Genomic DNA, 20,509 nt, shown 5'->3' with positions numbered 1-20,509 from the left:
GTAATAAGGGAGCTATACGTGAAGATCCCTAGGTAATCCACGAAGGTTACAGTATGATACCGCCCATATTCGATGGCTACCCGCCGAATGGGCTCAAGAATTGAAGGGAGATGCGCTTTGGAAGATTACATCATCTGGTTTGAAAACCTGGGTATGTCGGATGTAGACCGCGTTGGTGGCAAGAATGCGTCGCTGGGAGAAATGATCAGCAACCTGGCCAATGCAGGCGTGACCGTACCCGGTGGATTCGCGACCACAGCCCATGCGTACCGCGAATTCCTCGCCAAGGACGGTCTCAAGGACCGGATCGACGAAGCGCTGGAAGCACTCGATATCAACGACGTCAACGAACTGGCACGGGTTGGCGCCCAGATTCGTCAGTGGGTCACCGATACGCCTTTCCCGCCGGCGCTGGAAAAAGCGCTGGAAGAGGCTTACTCCCAGCTGCAGGGGAGCAATCCCAATATGGCCGTTGCGGTGCGCTCCTCGGCGACGGCTGAAGACCTGCCGGATGCCTCTTTTGCGGGCCAGCAGGAAACCTTCCTGAACATCGTCGGCTACGAGCACGTCAAGCACGCGGTTCGTGAAGTGTTCGCCTCCCTGTTCAACGACCGCGCCATTTCCTACCGCGTCCACCATGGTTTCGATCACAAGCTGGTCGCACTGTCCGCCGGTATTCAGAAAATGGTACGCAGTGAGACGGCCGCCAGCGGCGTGATGTTCAGCCTGGATACCGAATCCGGTTTCCAGGATGTGGTGTTCGTCACTGCCTCCTACGGTCTGGGCGAGACCGTCGTCCAGGGCGCGGTCAACCCGGATGAGTTCTACGTTCACAAGCCGACGCTGGAGGCGGAGCGTCCCGCCGTGCTGCGCCGTAATCTCGGCAGCAAGGCCATCAAGATGGTTTATGGAAACAGCGCTGAGGCGGGCAAGTCGGTGGAGACCGTCAAGGTTGAAGACGCCGACCGCAACCGTTTCTGCATCACCGACGAGGAGGTCGAGAACCTGGCCCGTCAGGCGGTGATCATCGAGAAGCATTACGGCCGCCCGATGGACATCGAGTGGGCCAAGGACGGTGATGACGGCCGTATCTTCATCGTTCAGGCGCGTCCCGAAACCGTCAAGAGTCGCGCCCAGGCGAACGTCATGGAGCGTTATCTGCTGAAAGAGCAGGGCACGATTCTGGCGGAAGGCCGCAGTATCGGCCACCGTATCGGTAAAGGTCCGGTGCGGGTGGTGACCAGCATCCAGGAAATGGATCGCGTCCAGCCAGGCGACGTGCTGGTGACCGACATGACCGACCCGGACTGGGAGCCGGTGATGAAGCGTTCGTCCGCAATCGTCACTGACCGCGGTGGCCGCACCTGTCACGCCGCCATCATCGCCCGCGAACTGGGCATCCCGGCGGTTGTGGGCTGTGGTGATGCCACCGATGTCCTCAAGGAAGGCCAGGAGGTCACGGTCTCCTGCGCCGAGGGTGATACCGGGATGGTGTACGAGGGCAGCCTCGATTTCGAACTGCGCGAAAACACCGTCGAGTCCATGCCGGACATTCCGTTCAAGATCATGATGAACGTTGGCAACCCGGATCGGGCTTTCGACTTCCAGTCCCTGCCAAATGAAGGGGTGGGTCTGGCGCGCCTGGAGTTCATCATCAACCGCATGATTGGTGTACATCCGAAGGCGCTGCTGAACTTTGACGGCCTGCCGCGCGACATCAAGCAGACGGTCGAGAAGCGGATTGCCGGTTACACGTCGCCGGTGGATTTCTACGTCGACAAGCTGGTCGAAGGTATTTCCACGCTGGCGGCGGCGTTTGCCGACAAGAAAGTGATCGTGCGCCTGTCCGACTTCAAGTCGAACGAATACGCCAACCTGATCGGCGGCACCCTTTACGAGCCGGACGAGGAAAACCCGATGCTCGGGTTCCGCGGCGCGTCCCGCTACATTTCCGAGACCTTCCGCGACTGTTTCGAGCTGGAGTGCCGTGCCCTCAAGAAGGTGCGTGAGGAAATGGGCTTCGAGAACGTGGAGATCATGGTGCCGTTCGTGCGCACCCTGGGCGAAGCCCGTCAGGTGGTTGATCTGCTCGCCGCCAACGGCCTCAAGCGCGGCGACAAGGGCCTGCGCGTGATCATGATGTGCGAGCTGCCAGCCAACGCGCTGCTGGCGGACGAGTTCCTCGAATATTTCGACGGCTTCTCCATCGGCTCGAACGACCTGACTCAGCTGACCCTGGGGCTGGACCGGGACTCCGGCATCATTGCCCACCTGTTCGACGAGCGTAACGAGGCGGTCAAGAAATTGCTGTCCAATGCGATCCAGGCCTGTAAGCGGGCCGGCAAGTACGTCGGTATCTGTGGTCAGGGCCCCTCGGACCACCCGGACCTGGCCAAGTGGCTGATGGATCAGGGCATCGACAGCGTGTCCCTGAACCCGGACTCGGTGCTCGACACCTGGTTCTTCCTGGCCGACGAAGAGCTGGAGTGAGCCTGAAAGGAAAGCCGGTGCCACGCACCGGCTTTCCTGTATCTGGCTCCTGGAAAAACAAAAACCAGGCGATCAATCCTTTCAGACGCAACGCTTTCAGACATCCAGACGTTCCAGAAAGATGGAGGAGAACGACGTGACTATCGTAACGCCCGATCTGTGCGACGAATATCCGGACGTGACCGTAGTGGAGCCCGGCTTCAACAACTACGGTGGCATCAAGGCCTTCGGCGGCGAAATCGTGACGGTGAAGTGCTTCGAAGACAATTCCGTGGTGAAGGAACAGGTGGCGACGCCGGGAGAAGGGCGAGTGATGGTCGTCGACGGCGGTGGTTCCAGGCGGGCGGCCCTGCTGGGTGATATGCTGGCCGAGAAGGCGGCGAGTAATGGTTGGGCCGGCATCATCATCTACGGCTGCATTCGCGACGTGGACGTGATCGGTGAAACCCAGCTGGGCGTGCAGGCCCTGGCGACGATTCCGCGCAAGACGGAAAAGCGCGGCATTGGTGACCTCAACGTGCCGGTGACGTTCCACGGTACCACCTTCGTACCGGGACAATACGTCTATGCCGACAACAACGGCATCATCGTGTCCGAGAAGGCCCTGTCTTTACCGCAGTAACGCCGATATCAGGCGCCTGTCTGACGCAGCGGCAGCGACCGGCGCCGCTGCGCCTTTCCTTGTCTTTTAATTCTCAGCGTTTGATTTCCTGGATGGCCGCGCCGACGAGGTAACCGTCGCCGGACTCATCCAGTTCACAGCGCAGCACTTCGACCGTGGCTTCCAGTGGCGGGAAGCGGTCGTTGCTCGACGGCAGTCGCGTCTGTAGCTGGGTGCCGACGGGCATGGCGTCCTGAACCGCGAGCTGCATGCCGGTTCCGCTGAGATCCTTGCAGATACCCTCCAGTTGACGCCCCTGCGAGTCACTGATCTCGACCGGCGTGTTGACCCGCATCCGGTGAAAGTCCCGTTTCTCCGAATAGTCACGCATCGTATTGGCCATGCTGTTACCTCTCGGCTTGTGTTTTTACTGTTATAAGTTGCCTAAGCCGGGACGTCAAAGAACGATCGGCAATAAGGCAGGCTTCAAGCCAAATATTTAGTAGGTGATCGTCTCCTTTGCCACAAGATATGGGGCAACCGGAATCTAAGGAGGGGTGAGGGAGGAGGGGGGGGGCGGCGCTGCGGGCGCCACCCCACCGACATCGGGCATCAAGCCCAGTTATCGGTTTTGCGGGTCGGCTTGAGCCAGGGCACGACAATGGCGATCAGCACGCCGGCGCCGACGAGCAGGGCACCCAGCATCATGAAGTCCGTTTCTTTTTTGGCTTCAAGGCGCTCATTTTCGGCGGTCAACACCTCGACTTCCTTCTTGAGCTGTTGATTGCTTTCCTGCAGTTCGCGATTGCGGCGGTCCAGGGTCAGGGCGTTGGAAGAGACTTCCTTGATGCGATCCAGTTCGGCGCTGAGTTTACCGGCGCGGGATTGCAATGATTCTTCCGAGGTCGCCAGCTCATTGCGCTCCGACTGCAGGGACTGCAGCTGGCTCCGGGCCTCCTTGAGATCCGATTCCGTCTGTTCCAGCTTCCTCTGGGCCGCTGCAAGGCGGTCGCGGGCGATGGGCTGGGGCGACAGATAGCGCGTCAGCACCCAGCCTTCCTGGCCATCCTGGGTGCGGACGTGACTGTATCCCGAGTCACCTTCCTCAATGACATTCAGGCGCGTGCCGGAGGGCAGACTGTCGACAATGCGGAACTGGTTGCCTTCGCCGCTGCGCAGCATGATCAAGAGTTCGTCGTCGACGTAACGGGTCTGGGCAAGGGCGGTAACGGACACCAGCGTCAGTACGACGGCTGCGACGAGTTTCGTCAATGTGAATGGCTTATGAATCACAATGAATCATTCCTGCTTGTTTTCTGAATCCTGGGGCGTCCCGGGGCATTGGTAAGGCCTGGAGTGCGACCTTTATTATTCTGCCGGTGGGGCGGGCAAGGGTAAGTCCCACAACGCCGTGTAAGGCGACTTTTCAGAGGCCGTTCAAACCGGGAATTCTGTCATAGATCCCAACGCGATCAAGCGTCTGGTTATTACGATCTGTCAATGGATCCTACGGTAGCACCGGCTTGAAAGGCTTGACCATTACACTGGCGTAGACGCCGGCTTCAACATAAGGGTCGGCATCGGCCCAGGCTTGCGCCTGTTCCAGCGACTCGAACTCGGCGACCACGAGGCTGCCGGTAAACCCCGCATCGCCCGGCTCGGGAGAGTCAATGGCCGGGTAGGGACCGGCCAGCAGCAGGCGGCCTTCCTCCTTCAGGGCCTGCAGGCGCTCGATATGGGCGGGGCGGGCCTGTTTGCGCAGCGGGCCGCTGTTGTCGACATCCTGGCTGATAATGGCGTAGTACATGCTTTCATCCTCGTGGTTGGCGCTGTTGGCTGGCTCCGTTTGGAGCATGCGCGTATCCTGTGCCGTACATTAAACATTTCGGCCTCATATGACCATATCTGCAACACACTCCGCCCGTATCGATCTGCATTGCCACAGTACCGCGTCCGATGGCGTCCTGTCGCCGACCGAGTTGGTGGCACGGGCTGCGGAACGGGGGGTTACCCACCTGGCCTTGACCGACCACGATACCACCGCGGGCCTGCCGGAAGCGGCAAAGGCGGCCAACGACGCGGGCATTTGCCTGGTACCCGGTATCGAGTTGTCGTGCCAGTGGCGGTCACAGACGATTCATGTGGTGGGCCTGGGGTTCGACGACAATCACCCGCGCTGGCGCGAAGCCCTGACTGGTCAGGCGGAAAACCGCTGGCGTCGAGCCCGGATGATTGCCGAGCGGCTGACCAGGCTGCGGGTCGATGATCTGCTCGACAAGGCGACTGCGCAGGCCGGTGGTGACGTACCCGGACGCCCGCATTTTGCCCGGGTGCTGGTGGAGGAGGATGTCGTCCGGGACAGCGGACAGGCGTTCAAGCGCTATCTGGGGGCCGGTAAACCCGGCGACGTTAAAGCCTGCTGGCCGTCACTGGAGACGGTGGTGCAGTGGATCATCGATGCCGGCGGCGTTGCCGTGGTGGCGCATCCGCGCAAGTACAAGATGACGGCCACGCGTTTGCGGGCCCTGATGAGCGATTTTCGCGCCGCTGGCGGTCATGGGATGGAAGTGCTGACGTCGGGGCAGTCCAGCGGGGATCTGGGCTTTCTCGTGGAGCTGTGCCGGCGGGAGGGTTACCTGGCGTCGCAGGGCAGCGACTTTCATTTTCCCGGCGCGGCCTGGTGCGAACTGGGTCGATTGCCGGGTGTGCTGCCAGACGACCTTGAGCCAGTCTGGCAGCGCCTTCCGGATTACTTCTCCGGCGCGTGGAACAGCAGGTAAAGATCGGTCAGTGAGTCGGGGATGGCATCGGCCATTTCCTGGCTGAGTTTGTCGCTGTTGCGCACCTTTTCGAAGTCCTCGTCCTCGAACAGGCCGGACAGCGCCAGCATCGGCACCAGCAGATCCGCCGCTTCCTTTTCGTTAATACTCAGCCACTCGTCTTCGTGCTGCAGAAAGGTGTCGACGAACCCGGCGCACCAGTTTTCCAGCGCGTTCATGGGGTCGCCGTCCTCGGGCTCCGGCAGCTCCAGCGTCTCTCCCATATCCAGCGATGCCGCCATGGTGTCGCCCAGCTTGCCCACAGCCTGACGGAAGGCATCCGGTACACCGGCGGCGGGCAGCTCGTCGAGTCCCGTGGCGATCAGGAACATGGCTTTCGCGTCCAGCTCGTTGGGGCCGACGACACTGGCGCTGACGACGCCGTGCAGGCCGAAGAAGTCCAGGGCGTCGTCGGCCCAGGGTTCGGCAAACAGGATGTCTTCGACCGCTTCGATTTCTTGGGGAGACAGCATGGGGGTTCACTCCTGATCGGACGCTACAGAGTATAGCGGCTTAATATGCGGCACACAGTATGTCGTCGCATCGTGGTAATCAAGTGACAATAAAAACGGGCCCCGAAGATTCGGGGCCCGTTCGAGAGCGGGCGGGGCCTGAGGCGCGTTGGCCTCCGGTGGCCTTCAGGGCGTCCTTCAGCTGTCGGACGAGCCCTTTTCCTCAGAGGTTGAGGTTTCGCGGGCCGGTGGTTTGTCGGTAGCCGTACCCTGCTTGGCCGCCGCCTCGGCTGCCCGCTGACGCTTGCGGACTTCACGCGGATCGTTGTAGGCGCGGCCGGAAGCCGTTACCGCCGGAGCGGCCTCTTTGTTTTCCGATCCCTTCGCCTGATCCTTGTCGGCATCCTGCCCAGTGGCTGCTTGCGTCGGCTTCTCCGGCTTGGGAGTCGGTTGGGCCGCTTCGGTCGCCGCTGGCTTGGCGCTGTCGCCGGTGTCGGCTTTATCGGGTGTATCGCCTGGTTTGGTGGCAACCGGTTTTTCCTCAGCCGCCTTCTCCGGTTTCGGCTCCCCGGCTACTTTCTCAGAACGATTGCCCGCGTCGGCATCGCCCTTGGCCGTTTCCGCGGCCTGCGGTGGCTTGGGCTCAGTTTTCGGGGCAGGGCGTTCCTGCGCCGGTTTGTCGGCGTTTGCCTCGGCCTTGTCCGCCACCTGATCGGCCGGTTTGGGTTCCGGTCTGGTCGGCGTCGCCTTTGGCTCGGAAGGCTGCTGGTTTGCCGGCTTGCCGGTTTCCTCGGCCGCGGGCTTGGCAGCGACTTCCGGTTTGCCGCCTGATGAGCCTTCCGGCTTGCCGTTTGCGGCGGCCTTCTCCGGTGCCGGCTTGGACGGTGCGGCCGGCTTATTCGGCTGGCTGGTGGATGTTTCTGCCTGCTCCGGGGCCGGTTGTTTGTCGTCTGCCTTGTTGGCTGCCGTCGGCTCCTGAGGCTTGGCATCCTTGGTCTGGTTGCCTTCGGTCGCCACCGGCTCGCGGGGCTGATCCTTGGCCGGTTCCGGCTTGGGCTTCGCCTCGGCCTGCGGCTTATCGTCGGTTTTGGCCGCTTCTGCCGGAGCGGGCGCCGGTTTCTCAGCTGGCTTGCTGTCGCCCGGCTGTGGCTTGTTGGCCTTACGCTCCTCGCTCTGACGCGTGGGCTGCTCTACCGGCGAGCCGTCGCGATTACGCGGGCGGCGTGGCCGACGACGCTTGTTGTCATCGCTGCGAGGCTTGCTGTCGTCACCGCGCGGTTTGCTCTCTTCGCGGTTTGACTGGGCCTGCTTCTCACTCTGCTGGCTGCTGCGGCCCTGTTCCTTGCTCTGCGGGTCGGGCTTGGCCTGATCCGTCTTGTTCTGATCGGGCTTGGCCTGATCCGGTTTGGGCTTGTTGTCCTTCTGGCCCCGCTTGTCGGACTGGCGGTTATCCTTGCGCTTGCGATCGCCGCCCTTGTTGCCGTCCTGGGACTTCTGTTGTTGCTGGCCCTTGTTCTGACCCTGCTGGTCGGACTGATCCGGCTGGTCGCCGCTGCGACGGCCGCGACTGCGGCGCTTGCCGCCGCCTTCGTCCGGTGACTGGCGACGATTGTTTTCACCCTGGCGGCGATTCTGGTTGCCGCTGCCGCTACGGTTGTCGTCACGGGCAACGCGGGACTTGCGACGATCCTGACGACCACCGCCGGTGTCGCGACGCTGGGACTGGTTGCGACGGTCCTGCTGGTTCTTGTCGCTGCCGGATTCACTCTGTGCCGGCTCTTCGCTGAAGAATGCCGAGAGCTTGCGGGACAGGCGCTTGAACAGTCCTTCTTCCTGCTGCTCCTGGGGCTGCGGCTGTTCAGCGGCGCGAGGGGCCGGAGCGACCGGGCGAATGCCTTTGACGGCGGCCTCTTCACGGGGCGGCTGTTCGCGGGCGACGCGCGTCTCGACGGTTTCCTCTTCCTTGAAGTCCTGGGCCAGCTCGTAGCTTGAGCCCCGTTCGACGGCGCTGACTTCGTCCTCGCGGACACGCAGGATTTCAAAGTGCGGCGTGTCGATGTGCGGGTTCGGAACCACCAGCACCGTCACTTCCTGGCGGGCCTCGATGTCGGCGAGCTGCTTGCGCTTCTCGTTGAGCAGGAAAGTCGCCACGGACACCGGCACAATGGCGCGGACCTCGCCGGTCTTGTCCTTGGAGGACTCCTCGTAGATCAGGCGCATGATGCTCAGCGCCAGCGACTCGATCCCGCGGATGGTGCCCTGGCCGTCACAGCGCGGGCAGACTTCACTGCGGGTCTCGCCCAGGGAGGGGCGCAGGCGTTGACGGGACATTTCCAGCAGGCCGAAGCGGGAGATCTTGCCCACCTGGACACGGGCGCGGTCCAGTTCCAGCGCTTCGCGGACTTTCTGTTCGACTTCGCGCTGGTGCTTGGCCGGAGTCATGTCGATGAAGTCGATCACGATCAGACCGCCGATATCACGCAGGCGCAGCTGGCGGGCGATTTCCTCGGCCGCTTCCAGGTTGGTCTGCAGCGCGGTTTCTTCGATGTCGTGACCTTTGGTGGCCCGCGACGAGTTGATGTCGATAGACACCAGGGCCTCGGTCGGGTCGATCACGATGGAGCCACCAGACGGCAGCTTCACTTCGCGCTGGAACGCGGTCTCGATCTGGCCTTCGATCTGGTATCGGCTGAACAGCGGGATTTCGTCCTTGTACAGCTTGATCTTGTTCTCGAAGGAGGGCATGACCGCCTGGACAAAGCTCAGGACATCTTCGTGCACCACTTCGGAGTCGATCAGTACTTCGCCGATGTCCTGGCGCAAGTAGTCGCGTACGGCGCGAATAATAACGTTGCTTTCCTGATGGATCAGGAACGGGGCCTGACGGCTGGCGGACGCGTCGGTAATGGCCTGCCAGATCTGGGTCAGGTAGTTGAGGTCCCACTGCAGCTCTTCGGAGCTGCGGCCGATGCCCGCGGTGCGCACGATCACACCCATGTTGCGGGGCACTTCAACGCCGTTCATGGCTTCCTTGAGCTGGGCGCGCTCCTCGCCCTCGATGCGGCGGGAAATGCCGCCGGCGCGAGCGTTGTTGGGCATCAGCACCAGGTAACGGCCGGCCAGGGAAATGAACGTGGTCAGGGCCGCGCCCTTGTTGCCGCGCTCTTCCTTGTCGACCTGAACAATGACTTCCTGGCCTTCTTTCAGGACGTCCTTGATGTTGATCTTGCCGTCAATGTCCTTGGGGGACTTGCTGAAGTATTCCTTGGAGATTTCCTTGAGAGGGAGGAAGCCGTGACGCTCGGCGCCGAAGTCTACGAAGGCGGCTTCAAGGCTGGGCTCGATACGGGTGATCTTGCCCTTGTAGATGTTGGATTTCTTCTGTTCCCGGTTGCTCGCTTCGATGTCGAGATCGAAGAGACGTTGTCCGTCTACCAAAGCAACACGCAACTCCTCGGGGTGAGTTGCATTGATCAGCATTCTTTTCATGAAGAACGAGTTTCCTGTCGGTTACGACGGAAACCGGCCGAATCGGCGCTCATCGGCGAGGCAGGATAGCGGTGGCTGAATGACAACAGCCGGACACAGTCAGACGTAGGCGGCAAGCCGCTCCAGGGGTCTGAGAACACTCACGGCTTGTTGCTCCTGCGTTTGCGGGGAAAAACCGTAACGATTCAGTGTCGGTTGAAACATACTATCCAGTTCAAGTTCACACCGGCTCCAAGGTCTCACGTCATATTCATAAGCTGGACGGCCCGGGCCGGCGTGATTCAAATGATTCTTCGCGATGTCACCCGCCGGTTTTCCGTGCGGATTGAACATGTCCACCTTCAAACCCCGGATCCCCATGGATCAACAGGCGTCGAGGCGGTGCCTTCTGCTCTCTGCGCGACGGCCTGGTCTGTCTCGGGCCGCCAGCATTCAAAGTCTTGACTCGTGTCGGTATACTTCCGGCTCGCTTGGATCGATTACCTTACTGTATGAGGTCGATTAGAGCATAAAAGCAGGCCGGAACATAACAGCAATGTTTCGGGCCGTCAATCCTGCACAGAACCTCCGGAATGCCACCTCACTATGCCCAGGCAGAAACCCGCAAGAAACCGTCCCGGCCGTTCGCGTCCCGCCAACCGCAAAGCCCGTCCGTCCGCTGGTACGGATAGACGTGCCCGGCGCGAAGCGGCCAAGCCCGCCGCCCGGCCACAGTCCGCGTCGCCGAACGCGCCCGAGCCCGTCAAGACCAGAGTGCGTTGGGTGTCCATCGATGAGGATGGTGCCGGGCAGCGGCTTGACAACTTCCTGCTGACCCAGCTTAAAGGGGTGCCCAAGAGCGTCGTCTATCGGATCGTGCGTAAGGGCGAAGTGCGCATCAACAAAAAGCGCGCCAAGCCGGACACGCGCCTGACGGCGGGCGACCAGGTGCGTATCCCGCCAGTGGTCAGCCAGGAGAAGCCGCCGGCGCCGGTGCCGGGTGCCCGCGTTCGCAAGCTGGTTGAGGCGGCGATCCTGTTCGAGAGCGACGATCTCCTGGTCGTCAACAAACCCCAGGGGATGGCCGTGCACGGCGGCAGCGGCCTGAGTTTCGGTCTGATTGAGGCGCTCAGGGCGGCGCGGCCGGAGGCGCGCTTTCTCGAGCTGGTGCACCGGCTCGATCGCGATACCTCCGGTTTGATTATGGTGGCCAAGAAGCGATCGGCGTTGCGGCATCTGCAGGACGAGATCCGCGCCAAACGTGTCACCAAGCATTATCACGCGTTGGTGGCGGGGCATTGGCCCGCAGGGCGCACCGAGGTGGATGTCCCGCTGGAGCGATTCGAGTTGCGTTCGGGGGAGCGGATGGTGCGGGTGTCGGACGCCGGCAAAACGGCGCTGACCCGCTACCGAGTTCTGGAGCTGTTCGACGGCTACAGCTTGGTCCAGGCGTTTCCGGTCACCGGTCGCACCCACCAGATCCGTGTGCACTCGGCTTTTGCCGGTCATCCGATAGCGGGTGACGACAAGTATATGGATGATGTCAGTCTCAAGGCATTTCGAAGTCAGGGTGGTCAGCGGTTGATGCTCCATGCCTTTGCGCTCGAGCTGACGCTGCCGAACGGCGAAACGGCAAGGTTCGAGGCGGCCTACGAGGCGGTCTTCGAGCAGCTGATGGAGCGGTTGAAAGCCCGGCGAGCCGCCCAGACGGCAGGTCCGGAGTAACCAGGCGGCAGACCAGAATCAGATTGTGCAAAGAGAAGGAGTATTCGTGACCCCGAAAGTCGTTATTTTTGACTGGGACGGCACCCTCATCGATTCCGTCGATCATATCGCCGGCAGTCTGCATCAGGCGGCAACCGAGCTGGGATTCCCGGCCCGCGAGATGGATGCCTATCGCGATATCATCGGTCTGGGCATCGTGGAGGCGCTGCAGACGCTGTATCCCGGTATGAGTGAAGCGGAGGTGCAGGCGATGCGGGAGGGCTACGCCAGGCACTTCTTTACCAAGAAAACCGCGCCGCAGAATATTTTCCCCGGGATCGGTGAGTTGTTGGTGGACCTGAAAACCGGCCGTGCCCAGTTGGCGGTGGCGACCGGAAAAAGTCGTCGCGGGATGACGCGGGCGCTTGCGTCGAGTGGGTTGGGGCCGCACTTCGCCATCACCCGTTGCGCCGACGAGACCCGCTCCAAGCCGGACCCGGCGATGTTGCATGAGATTCTGGCGCACTTTGATATCGCGCCCGATGAGGCCGTGATGATCGGGGATACGGTTTACGACATGGAAATGGCCCAGCGAATCGGGATGCCGGCCATTGGCGTGGAGTGGGGTGTTCATAAGCGCGACCGTCTCGAGCTCTATGCGCCGCAGGCGGTTGTCGAGGATGTGCCGGGGTTGCGGCGGGCTCTCGAGCTCGACACATCGGCGTAAGGCGTCCCGGGTCCAGCGGGCGATTGATACGAACGGTCTAACGATAACGCAGTAAGGAAGCGAGCATGTCTGATTGGGATGGTGATAAACGGTCGGGATGGGATTCCGAGCAAAACACAGCGGATGCGTCAAGCAAGAGCACGGACAAGGGTCGGGACTGGAAGCTGATCGAGAAGCTGGTCATGTCGCTGCAGTCGGAGCAGCGTAAGAGTCGGCGTTGGGGGATCTTCTTCAAGGCGCTCACCTTTATCTACCTTTTTGCGCTGCTGTTCATGTTGCGCGGGCCGGTGAGTGAGGGGCTGGATGCCTCAGCGGGGCCTCATACCGCTCTGGTAGAGATCAACGGCCCCATCGCCGCCGATGAAGAAGCCAGCGCTGACAATATTGTGGGAGCGCTGCGGGATGCTTTCGAGGCGCCGGATGCCCGGGCGGTGGTGTTGCGCATCAACAGTCCGGGGGGCAGTCCGGTGCAGGCGGGTTACGTGAATGACGAGATTGAGCGTCTCAAGGCGGAGCACCCGGACAAGAAGGTCTACGCGGTGATCTCCGATATCGGGGCGTCTGGCGCCTATTACATCGCCGTGGCCGCGGACGAGATCTATGCCGATAAAGCCAGTCTGGTGGGATCGATTGGCGTCGTGGCCGGCGGGTTCGGATTCACTGGGCTCATGGACAAGGTGGGGGTCGAGCGCCGGCTCTATACGGCCGGCGAGAACAAGGCTTTCCTGGATCCGTTTTCACCCGAGAAACCGGGCGAAGTCGATTTCTGGCAAAACGTCCTGGAAACCACGCATCAGCAGTTCATCGAACAAGTGCGTGAAGGGCGTGGCGATCGCCTGAAGGAAAGCGACGAGCTGTTCAGTGGTCTGGTGTGGACCGGCGAACAGGCGCAGGATCTGGGGCTGGTCGACGGCCTTGGCAGTGCCAGCTACGTGGCCCGCGATATCGTGGGTGCCGAAGAGTTGATCGATTACAGTCGCCGGCCGTCTCCCTTCAAGCAGTTGATCGAGGAGCTGGGTGTGTCGGTTGGCAGTGGTCTGGCCGACACGCTGGTTCAGTCCCGTCTGGAGTTGCGATAGGCCGCGGCAATCGGTTCGATGCCCTGTTCGGCCAGCAGGTCAATAAGCGCGATCAGTGGCAGGCCAATCAGGCTGTTGGGGTCGCGCCCCTCGAAGCTGCGGAACAGGGCGATGCCCAGTCCCTCCATTCGAAAGCTGCCGGCGCAGTCGTAGGGCTGCTCCACGTTGAGGTACTGGTCGATTTGCTCCTCGCTCAGGTCGCGGAAGTGGACGCGGAACGGTTCCACCAGGCTCCAGGTGTTGCCGGAATCGGCATCGGTCAGCGCCAGCCCTGTCAGGAACAGGACCGACTGGCCGCTGCAGGCCGCCAGTTGTCGGCATGCGGTCTCATGGCTGCCGGGTTTGGCCAGCAGCGTTCCGTCGGCCAGTTCCGCCACCTGGTCCGAACCGATAATCAGGTGTCCGGGATGGCGCTCGGCGAGGGCGGCCGCTTTTTCCTCGGCCAGTCGCAGGGCCAGCTCTTCCCCGCGCTCTCCCGGTTGCGGTGTTTCGTCGATATCCGGGGAGGCGCACGTGAACGGCAGGCGCAGGCGTTCCAGCAGTGCTTTTCGATAAGGCGAGGATGAGGCGAGCAACAGCGGTTTAGGGAGCATGGCGATCCGGGGCGTCAGAGTTGAAAGGTTAAAGCGAGACTCAGAATACCTGACTCGGGAAATGGCCGAAATCCTGATTCCTTGATTGTATCCGGTTGTGGAAAGGCTGGTAGTTGCCGAAATAACGGGCAGAAGCCTTTGACAGGGCGGGGGTTGGGCCCTAAAATTGCGCGCCTATGTCGAATGCCGAGCTGCCCCGGATCGTTGACCCGAACAAATTCGCTGAACAGAAAGCGAATCTGGAAGGGGTCATTGCGTTGCGTTCCCTCTCTCGTTTTGCAGGTTTGCTGCAGGAAGTGGAAGGCGATGTCCGAGTGCATTTGCAGTTTGGAATGGATGCGGAGCGGCGCCGTGTTGTTGAAGGGCGTCTGGAAGCACCGGTTGTGCTGGAGTGCCAGCGCTGTATGTCGCCCATGCAGACCACGCTCAACTCCACGTTCAAGCTGGGATTGGTGATCAGTGACGAACAGGCGCGTCAGTTGCCGCGTGAACTTGAGCCTTTCCTGATTGAAAGCTTTGAGGCGGATCTCTGGCAGTTGGTCGAAGACGAACTGTTGCTGGCAATGCCGCCTTATCCGTTGCATGAGCGGGATCAGTGCCCGGCAGCGGAAACGCTCGAGTCGCTCGAAGGTCAGGTTGACGAAAACCCGGCCGACGAACCGGAGCAGCGCGAGAATCCGTTCAGCGTTCTGGCGGAACTCAAGAAAAAAGACGATCACTGATTCGCAGTGCGTCGCGGAGCAGGTCGACCACCGGGCAGGTCCGGTGTCGGCGCATTGATTGTTTACGCATTGATAGTTTAATAGCTCAGGAGTTTATACCATGGCTGTACAACAGAACCGTAAGACCCGCTCCAAGCGCGGCATGCGTCGTTCTCACGATGCGCTGGGCACTGCGGCCCTGTCTGTGGATTCCTCCACAGGTGAAGTGCATCGTCGTCACCACGTGTCTCCCGACGGTTTCTACCGTGGGAAGCAGGTGGTTGAAGCGCGCGACGAGTAATCGTCGGGCGTGACGGCGCCGACGGCCCCTGATTCATTGATTGCATGTTGCATAGTGGGTAAACGGTGAATTCCATCACCATTGCCATCGATGCCATGAGCGGTGATCGCGGGCCGGCTGTTGCCGTATCCGCAGCGCTTGATGCGGTGCGCGAAAACGAAGCCTTGAGCGTCATTCTGGTTGGACAACAGAGTGAGCTTGAGGCTTTTCTGTCTGAGCCCCATCCCCGTATCCGGATTGTCGAGGCCGTCGACACGGTCCGGATGAACGAACGCCCCTCCCACGCCCTGCGTCACAAACAGCATTCTTCCATGGCCGTTGCCCTGCGACTGGTGCGCGATGGCGAAGCCCAGGGGTGCGTCAGTGCCGGTAATACGGGCGCTCTGATGGCGTTCGGTCGCTCCCTGCTGCGCATGTATCCGGGGATCGAGCGGCCAGCCATCGTCAAGCTGATTCCGTCCCTGCGTGGTCGCTGCCATGTACTGGACCTGGGCGCGAATGTCGATGCCAGCGCCGAGAACCTCTACCAGTACGCGCTCATGGGGTCACTCATGGCGGCGGCGGTTAACAACCTGCAGGAGCCGCGCGTGGCCCTGTTGAATGTGGGCGAGGAGGAGATCAAGGGGAACGAGCAGGTGCGCCTGGCGTCGCATATGCTGGCCCAGTGCGAGACGCTCAATTACATTGGTTACGTGGAGGGCAGCGACCTGTTCCGCGACGTCGCCGATGTGGTGGTGTGCGACGGTTTTGTCGGCAATATCGCCCTCAAGACCGGTGAGGGTGTGGCGAGCATGCTCATGGAGCTGCTGGATCAGACCTTTACCCGCACGCTCTACGGGCGCATCATCGGCTGGCTGGCGCGCCCCACTCTGACGCGCCTCCTGAAAACCATCGACCCTTCCCGCCACAACGGCGCCAGCCTGCTTGGGCTGCAGGGCGTGGTGATCAAGAGCCACGGCAATGCCAATGAGCGGGCCATGCTCGCGGCCATTCGCCAGGCGTTTCGCGAAGTGAAGCTGGAAGTGCCTCGTCGCATCAATGAGCAACTGGACGAATGGATGATCTGACACCCCGTGTTTTGTGTCTGCAAGGCTTGTACCATTGGCTAATCTTACAGAACACCAAACAGGGGTAGACTGAGCGCCATGAAATCAGCATTTCTTTTCCCGGGTCAGGGCTCACAATCGGTTGGTATGCTTGGCGATGCCGCTGAGGCTTGGCCGATCATTGCCGAGACCTTTGATGAAGCCTCCCAGGTCCTCGGATTTGACCTGCGGTCGATCTGCAAGAACGGTCCCGAGGAAGACCTCAATTCCACCGCGATTACCCAGCCTGCGCTGCTCACGGCAAGCGTCGCGCTGTGGCGGCAGTGGTTCGTGGCCGGTGGTCCGCGCCCGGAGTTCTTAGCCGGTCACAGTCTGGGCGAATACAGTGCCCTGGTGGCTGCTGAAAGCCTGAACTTCTTCGACGCGGTCAAGCTGGTGCGTCTGCGCGGCGAACTGATGCAGAGTGCGGTGCCAGCCGGTGAGGGCCGCATGGCGGCGGTGCTGGGGCTGGAAGACGACGTTGTCATCGCCGCCTGCGAGGAAGCCGCTGAGGGCGAAGTGGTCGCGGCCGTCAACTTCAACGCACCGGGTCAGGTGGTCATTGCGGGTAACGCTTCGGCCGTGGATCGCGCCATCGACATCTGTAAAGGGAAGGGGGCCAAACGGGCCCTGCCGCTGCCGGTCAGCGTGCCATCCCACTGCTCCCTTATGAAGCCGGCGGCCGACGAGCTGGCCAAGGCGCTGGATGAGGTGGATTTCAACGACGCTGTCATCCCGGTGGTGCAGAATGTCAATGCGGCGCCGGAACAGTCCAGCGATACGCTGAAGGAAAACCTGCTGCAGCAGCTGTACTCCCCGGTCCTGTGGACCGATTCAGTGCGCTATCTGAGTGAAGAGGGTGCGTCGGTGGCGATCGAGTGCGGTGCGGGCAAGGTGCTGGCCGGGCTGGCCAAGCGAATCGATCGCAATCTGTCCGTGTTTGGCATTGAAGCGCCGGACACGCTGCAAAAAGCGCTGGATGGCGTAAACGGTTAAGTTTTCAGGAGAAACGACGTTATGTCGCTGCAAGGCAAGGTAGCCCTGGTTACCGGGGCCAGTCGAGGTATTGGCCGGGAAATTGCTAAACAACTCGCAGACGGCGGTGCTACCGTCGTCGGCACCGCGACCTCCGAGTCTGGCGCCGAGGCAATCAGCCAGGCGCTGGCGGAGAAGGGCGGTTACGGCATCGTGATGAACGTTGCCGACGCGGACAGCATCAGCGACGGGATCAAGGCCATCACGGAGAAATCCGGCGCGCCGGTGATCCTGGTCAATAACGCGGGGATTACCCGCGATAACCTGTTGATGCGGATGAAGGATGATGACTGGGATGCGGTCATCAACACCAACCTCAGCGCTATCTACCGCACCAGCAAGGCGGTATTGCGTGGTATGGCCAAGGCCCGCTGGGGTCGCATCATCAACATCAGTTCTGTCGTTGCCGGTATGGGTAACCCAGGGCAGGTCAATTACTGTGCGGCCAAAGCCGGTGTTGAGGGGATGACCCGCAGCCTGGCGAAAGAGATGGCCAACCGTGGTATCACGGTCAACAGTGTGGCGCCCGGATTCATCGATACCGATATGACGAAGAAACTGGACGACAGTCAGCGGGAGGCTATGATGAATGTCATTCCTGCGGGTCGTCTGGGCGAGCCGGAAGAGGTCGCTGCGGTGGTCGGGTTCCTGGCCTCCGAGCAGTCGGCGTACATCACCGGCGAATCCATTAACGTGAACGGCGGTATGTTCATGGGATAATGGGGCTTGTGGTAATTCGTTGAACGACAAGTCTTTAGCTTCAAACCCTGCTTGTTTGCGGGTGGGGATTACACTAAACTGCACGCAAAATTAGTGCTTGGTTGCGAATTAAGTGAGGAAAATATGAGTACAGTCGAAGAGCGCGTGAAGAAGATTGTCTGTGAACAGCTGGGCGTCAAGGAGTCTGAAGTTCAGAACACTTCTTCTTTCGTAGAGGATCTGGGCGCGGATTCACTGGACACTGTTGAGCTGGTAATGGCCCTCGAAGAAGAGTTCGAGACCGAGATTCCCGATGAGGAAGCCGAGAAGCTGACCAGCGTTCAGGACGCGATCGACTACATCGTCGCGCACACCTGATACTCAGCCAGTATTGAAAGCCAAGCAGAAGCCGTCCTTAGTCGGATTATTAAGGACGGCTTTTTTATTGGTGCGAATCCGCCGGGATTCGTGCCAATTGTTCGTTGTGCCTCCCCGGTGCAGCCGGGCTGTCACAAAAGCGTCACCCGTATTTGCGATAAACCCGCGGGTTGCGGCTCGATAACGCATTCTACCTTCCGCCGATTGGTGGCGGGGTGGGATGGCGGGATAATAACTACCCAAGGAAAGCGCTGAGCGGTAGCGGCAAGGGTCGCACCACGGCAGCATTCGTAAAGCAATAGGTGAATCAATGATTTCTGGACGACGTGTCGTAGTCACCGGTCTCGGTATGGTGTCCCCGCTGGGCAGCGATGTGGCTTCATCCTGGGCGGGTATCCGCGAAGGCAAGAGCGGCATCGGCCCCATCGAGCGATTCGATGCAACCGACTTCAACACCCGGATTGGCGGAGCGGTCAAGGATTTTGACCTGGAAACCTATCTGAGCCCGAAGGATGCCCGCAAGATGGATGCCTTCATCCACTACGGCATCGCGGCGGCGACCCAGGCGGTGCAGGACAGCGGGCTGGACGTCGAGAACGCGGCCGATCCCGATCGGGTCGGAATTGCGATTGGCTCCGGCATCGGAGGCCTGGAATACATTGAGAAGAACGTTCTGATTCTGGAAGACAAGGGGCCCCGCAAGGTGTCGCCTTTCTTCGTGCCGGCCTCGGTCATCAACATGGTGGCGGGCAATGTCGCTATCCGTTTTGGCTTCAAGGGCCCGAATATTGCCATCACCACAGCCTGTACCACCGGCACCCATAACATCGGCTACGCCGCGCGCACGATCCAGTACGGCGACGCGGACGTGATGCTGGCGGGCGGGTCGGAGATGGCGACCACGCCCACCGGTATTGCCGCCTTCGGCTCGGCGCGGGCCTTGTCCACGCGTAACGACGAGCCGGAAAAGGCCAGCCGGCCGTGGGACAAGGACCGCGATGGTTTCGTCCTCAGCGACGGCTCCGGGGTGCTGGTTCTTGAGGAGCTGGAACACGCCAAGCGTCGCGGTGCGACCATCTACGGCGAGGTGATCGGCTTCGGCATGAGCGATGACGCCCACCACATTACGGCGCCGTCGGGTGAGGGCGCCCAGCGCGCCATGAGCAACGCTATCCGGGATGCCGGAATTGACGTGTCCGAGATTGGCTACATCAACGCTCACGGAACCTCCACGTCGGTGGGCGATGTGGCGGAAGTGGATGCGGTCAAGGCCGTGTTCGGCGATCACGCCCGGAAGCTGGCGATGTCCAGCACCAAGTCCATGACCGGCCACCTGCTGGGTGCGGCGGGGGCTGTGGAAGCGATTTTCTCGCTGCTGGCGCTGCGCGATGGCGTGTTACCACCGACCATCAACCTGGATAACCCGGATGAGGGTTGTGACCTGGACTTCGTCGCGCACAAAGCCCGCGAAGCGAGCATCTCCGCCGCGCTGTCCAATTCCTTCGGTTTTGGAGGCACCAACGGCACGTTGATTTTCCGTCGCCACGACGGCTGATCACACCGTGCTTGAGTGTCTCTGGGCCGACGCCGACGGTGTGCCTCCCCTGGATCGGGGGTTGGCCTACGGCGACGGACTGTTTGAGACCATCCGGATCAACGGTCACGTCGCCTCGCTTGGCGAGCGCCACCTGCGTCGCATGCAGCGCGATGCGGCCCGGCTCGGTATTTCGGTGTCCTATGCCGAACTGGCCGATGCCCTGGAGCGCGCCGTCGAGCGATACGCCGGGCCCGCACCCTGGGTCCTCAAGCTGTTGCTGACCCGGGGCGTTGGCGGCCGTGGCTATCGCCCGCCGGAGCCGGCGCACCCTTGCCTTATCATCTCTCACAGCCCCATGCCAGCGGTGCCTGAGGCGCCGGTGGCCGTCGACATCTGGTCGCATCCCCTGGTTATCGATCCCTTGCTGGCGGGCATCAAGCACCTCAACCGCCTGCCGCAGGTGATGGCCAGCCGCGCCATGCCGGACTGGGCCTGGGAAACGCTCATGACCGACGTGGATGGCGCCCTTGTCGAAGGCTCCCGGACCAACCTGATCGCGCTGGCTGGAACGGTTTGCATCACGCCCCCTGCCGGAGAGCTGGCAGTAGCCGGTGTCGCCCGGGAGGCTTTGCTGGAGGCGTTGCCGGACCTGGGCCTGTCGCTGGAGGAGCGAGCGGTCACGGACGCCGATATGACGCACCCGGAGTTTGGCGGCCTCTTACTGACCAACAGTGTCGTCGGTGGCGTCGCAATCGAACGGATCGGCGAGCAGCGGTTGCCTATCACGGAGCGCCTTGCCACAATCCGATCCTTTCTGGCGGATGCAGTTGGATCCTGATC

The 20,509-nt window shown here is 61.4% G+C and carries 20 protein-coding genes; 14 read left to right on the top strand and 6 right to left on the bottom strand.

All coding sequences use genetic code 11. The features are described from left to right. The first annotated feature begins 117 nt into the window (after positions 1–117). Positions 118–2,490: a phosphoenolpyruvate synthase gene (gene ppsA / locus GQB00_RS04590; RefSeq protein WP_165855357.1), complete on the top strand. Its 2,373-nt coding sequence runs from the start codon at positions 118–120 to the stop codon at positions 2,488–2,490. Between the two features lie 136 nt (positions 2,491–2,626). After that, a complete protein-coding gene (rraA, locus tag GQB00_RS04585; RefSeq protein WP_228160540.1) occupies positions 2,627–3,112 on the top strand; it encodes a ribonuclease E activity regulator RraA in 486 nt (161 codons plus the stop codon). A 73-nt stretch (positions 3,113–3,185) separates the two neighbouring features. Here rraA and GQB00_RS04580 read toward each other — a convergent pair whose 3' ends face one another. The 3 genes from GQB00_RS04580 to GQB00_RS04570 form a co-directional block, all read right to left on the bottom strand. Further along, on the bottom strand, positions 3,186–3,494 hold the full coding sequence (locus tag GQB00_RS04580) for a PilZ domain-containing protein (RefSeq protein ID WP_228160541.1): 309 nt from the start codon (positions 3,492–3,494) through the stop codon (positions 3,186–3,188). 209 nt (positions 3,495–3,703) lie between these two features. Next, a complete protein-coding gene (locus GQB00_RS04575) occupies positions 3,704–4,384 on the bottom strand; it encodes a TIGR04211 family SH3 domain-containing protein (RefSeq protein ID WP_228160542.1) in 681 nt (226 codons plus the stop codon). Between the two features lie 214 nt (positions 4,385–4,598). Next, positions 4,599–4,898 carry a YciI family protein gene (locus GQB00_RS04570; RefSeq protein WP_111496814.1) on the bottom strand — a complete coding sequence of 100 codons (300 nt, stop codon included), beginning with the start codon at positions 4,896–4,898 and terminating at the stop codon, positions 4,599–4,601. A gap of 88 nt (positions 4,899–4,986) precedes the next feature. Here GQB00_RS04570 and GQB00_RS04565 point away from each other — a divergent pair, with 88 nt between their 5' ends. Then, entirely contained in the window at positions 4,987–5,871 is an 885-nt protein-coding gene (locus tag GQB00_RS04565; protein WP_165855356.1) for a PHP domain-containing protein, read from the top strand. Here the strand turns inward: GQB00_RS04565 and GQB00_RS04560 are convergent. Further along, positions 5,841–6,383: a YecA family protein gene (locus GQB00_RS04560; RefSeq protein ID WP_111495852.1), complete on the bottom strand. Its 543-nt coding sequence runs from the start codon at positions 6,381–6,383 to the stop codon at positions 5,841–5,843. The two genes, GQB00_RS04565 and GQB00_RS04560, sit on opposite strands and share 31 nt — an antisense overlap. 177 nt (positions 6,384–6,560) lie before the next feature. Beyond that, entirely contained in the window at positions 6,561–9,851 is a 3,291-nt protein-coding gene (gene rne, locus GQB00_RS04555; RefSeq protein ID WP_165855355.1) for a ribonuclease E, read from the bottom strand. Positions 9,852–10,436: 585 nt separating this feature from the next. Between rne and rluC the strand changes: the two genes are divergently transcribed. The 3 genes from rluC (at position 10,437) to GQB00_RS04540 (ending at position 13,340) form a co-directional block, all read left to right on the top strand. Next, on the top strand, positions 10,437–11,555 hold the full coding sequence (gene rluC / locus GQB00_RS04550) for a 23S rRNA pseudouridine(955/2504/2580) synthase RluC (RefSeq protein ID WP_165855354.1): 1,119 nt from the start codon (positions 10,437–10,439) through the stop codon (positions 11,553–11,555). Positions 11,556–11,601: 46 nt separating this feature from the next. Beyond that, positions 11,602–12,261 (top strand): HAD family hydrolase, encoded by a 660-nt coding sequence (locus tag GQB00_RS04545; RefSeq protein WP_165855353.1) that lies wholly within the window; start codon positions 11,602–11,604, stop codon positions 12,259–12,261. A gap of 65 nt (positions 12,262–12,326) precedes the next feature. After that, positions 12,327–13,340 carry a S49 family peptidase gene (locus GQB00_RS04540; RefSeq protein ID WP_111495856.1) on the top strand — a complete coding sequence of 338 codons (1,014 nt, stop codon included), beginning with the start codon at positions 12,327–12,329 and terminating at the stop codon, positions 13,338–13,340. Here GQB00_RS04540 and GQB00_RS04535 read toward each other — a convergent pair. Continuing rightward, positions 13,316–13,933, bottom strand: a complete 618-nt coding sequence (locus GQB00_RS04535; RefSeq protein ID WP_111495857.1) for a Maf family protein — start codon at positions 13,931–13,933, stop codon at positions 13,316–13,318. The genes GQB00_RS04540 and GQB00_RS04535 overlap by 25 nt on opposite strands. A 176-nt stretch (positions 13,934–14,109) precedes the next feature. On the opposite strand from GQB00_RS04535, the gene GQB00_RS04530 reads away from it, so the two are divergent. The 8 genes from GQB00_RS04530 to GQB00_RS04495 all read left to right on the top strand — a co-directional run bounded on the left by GQB00_RS04530 (position 14,110) and on the right by GQB00_RS04495 (position 20,507). Next, positions 14,110–14,655: a YceD family protein gene (locus tag GQB00_RS04530; protein WP_165855352.1), complete on the top strand. Its 546-nt coding sequence runs from the start codon at positions 14,110–14,112 to the stop codon at positions 14,653–14,655. A 100-nt stretch (positions 14,656–14,755) separates the two neighbouring features. Then, on the top strand, positions 14,756–14,935 hold the full coding sequence (rpmF, locus tag GQB00_RS04525; RefSeq protein ID WP_165855351.1) for a 50S ribosomal protein L32: 180 nt from the start codon (positions 14,756–14,758) through the stop codon (positions 14,933–14,935). A 65-nt stretch (positions 14,936–15,000) separates the two neighbouring features. Then, a complete protein-coding gene (gene plsX / locus GQB00_RS04520; protein ID WP_111495860.1) occupies positions 15,001–16,002 on the top strand; it encodes a phosphate acyltransferase PlsX in 1,002 nt (333 codons plus the stop codon). Between the two features lie 78 nt (positions 16,003–16,080). Then, a complete protein-coding gene (gene fabD / locus GQB00_RS04515; protein ID WP_165855350.1) occupies positions 16,081–17,016 on the top strand; it encodes an ACP S-malonyltransferase in 936 nt (311 codons plus the stop codon). A gap of 21 nt (positions 17,017–17,037) precedes the next feature. Further along, positions 17,038–17,775: a 3-oxoacyl-ACP reductase FabG gene (gene fabG, locus GQB00_RS04510; protein ID WP_111495862.1), complete on the top strand. Its 738-nt coding sequence runs from the start codon at positions 17,038–17,040 to the stop codon at positions 17,773–17,775. 123 nt (positions 17,776–17,898) lie between these two features. After that, on the top strand, positions 17,899–18,132 hold the full coding sequence (gene acpP, locus GQB00_RS04505; protein WP_095609555.1) for an acyl carrier protein: 234 nt from the start codon (positions 17,899–17,901) through the stop codon (positions 18,130–18,132). A 313-nt stretch (positions 18,133–18,445) separates the two neighbouring features. Next, a complete protein-coding gene (fabF, locus tag GQB00_RS04500; RefSeq protein ID WP_111496815.1) occupies positions 18,446–19,687 on the top strand; it encodes a beta-ketoacyl-ACP synthase II in 1,242 nt (413 codons plus the stop codon). Between the two features lie 7 nt (positions 19,688–19,694). Further along, complete coding sequence (locus GQB00_RS04495) at positions 19,695–20,507, top strand: aminotransferase class IV (protein ID WP_165855349.1); 813 nt, start codon at positions 19,695–19,697, stop codon at positions 20,505–20,507. Positions 20,508–20,509: the final 2 nt, after the last annotated feature.

Source organism: Marinobacter sp. JSM 1782161, assembly GCF_011421605.1.
GTDB lineage: Bacteria > Pseudomonadota > Gammaproteobacteria > Pseudomonadales > Oleiphilaceae > Marinobacter_A > Marinobacter_A bohaiensis.
The sequence above is the reverse complement of the archived record's forward strand: the minus strand, read 5'-3'. Positions and strand labels throughout refer to the sequence as shown.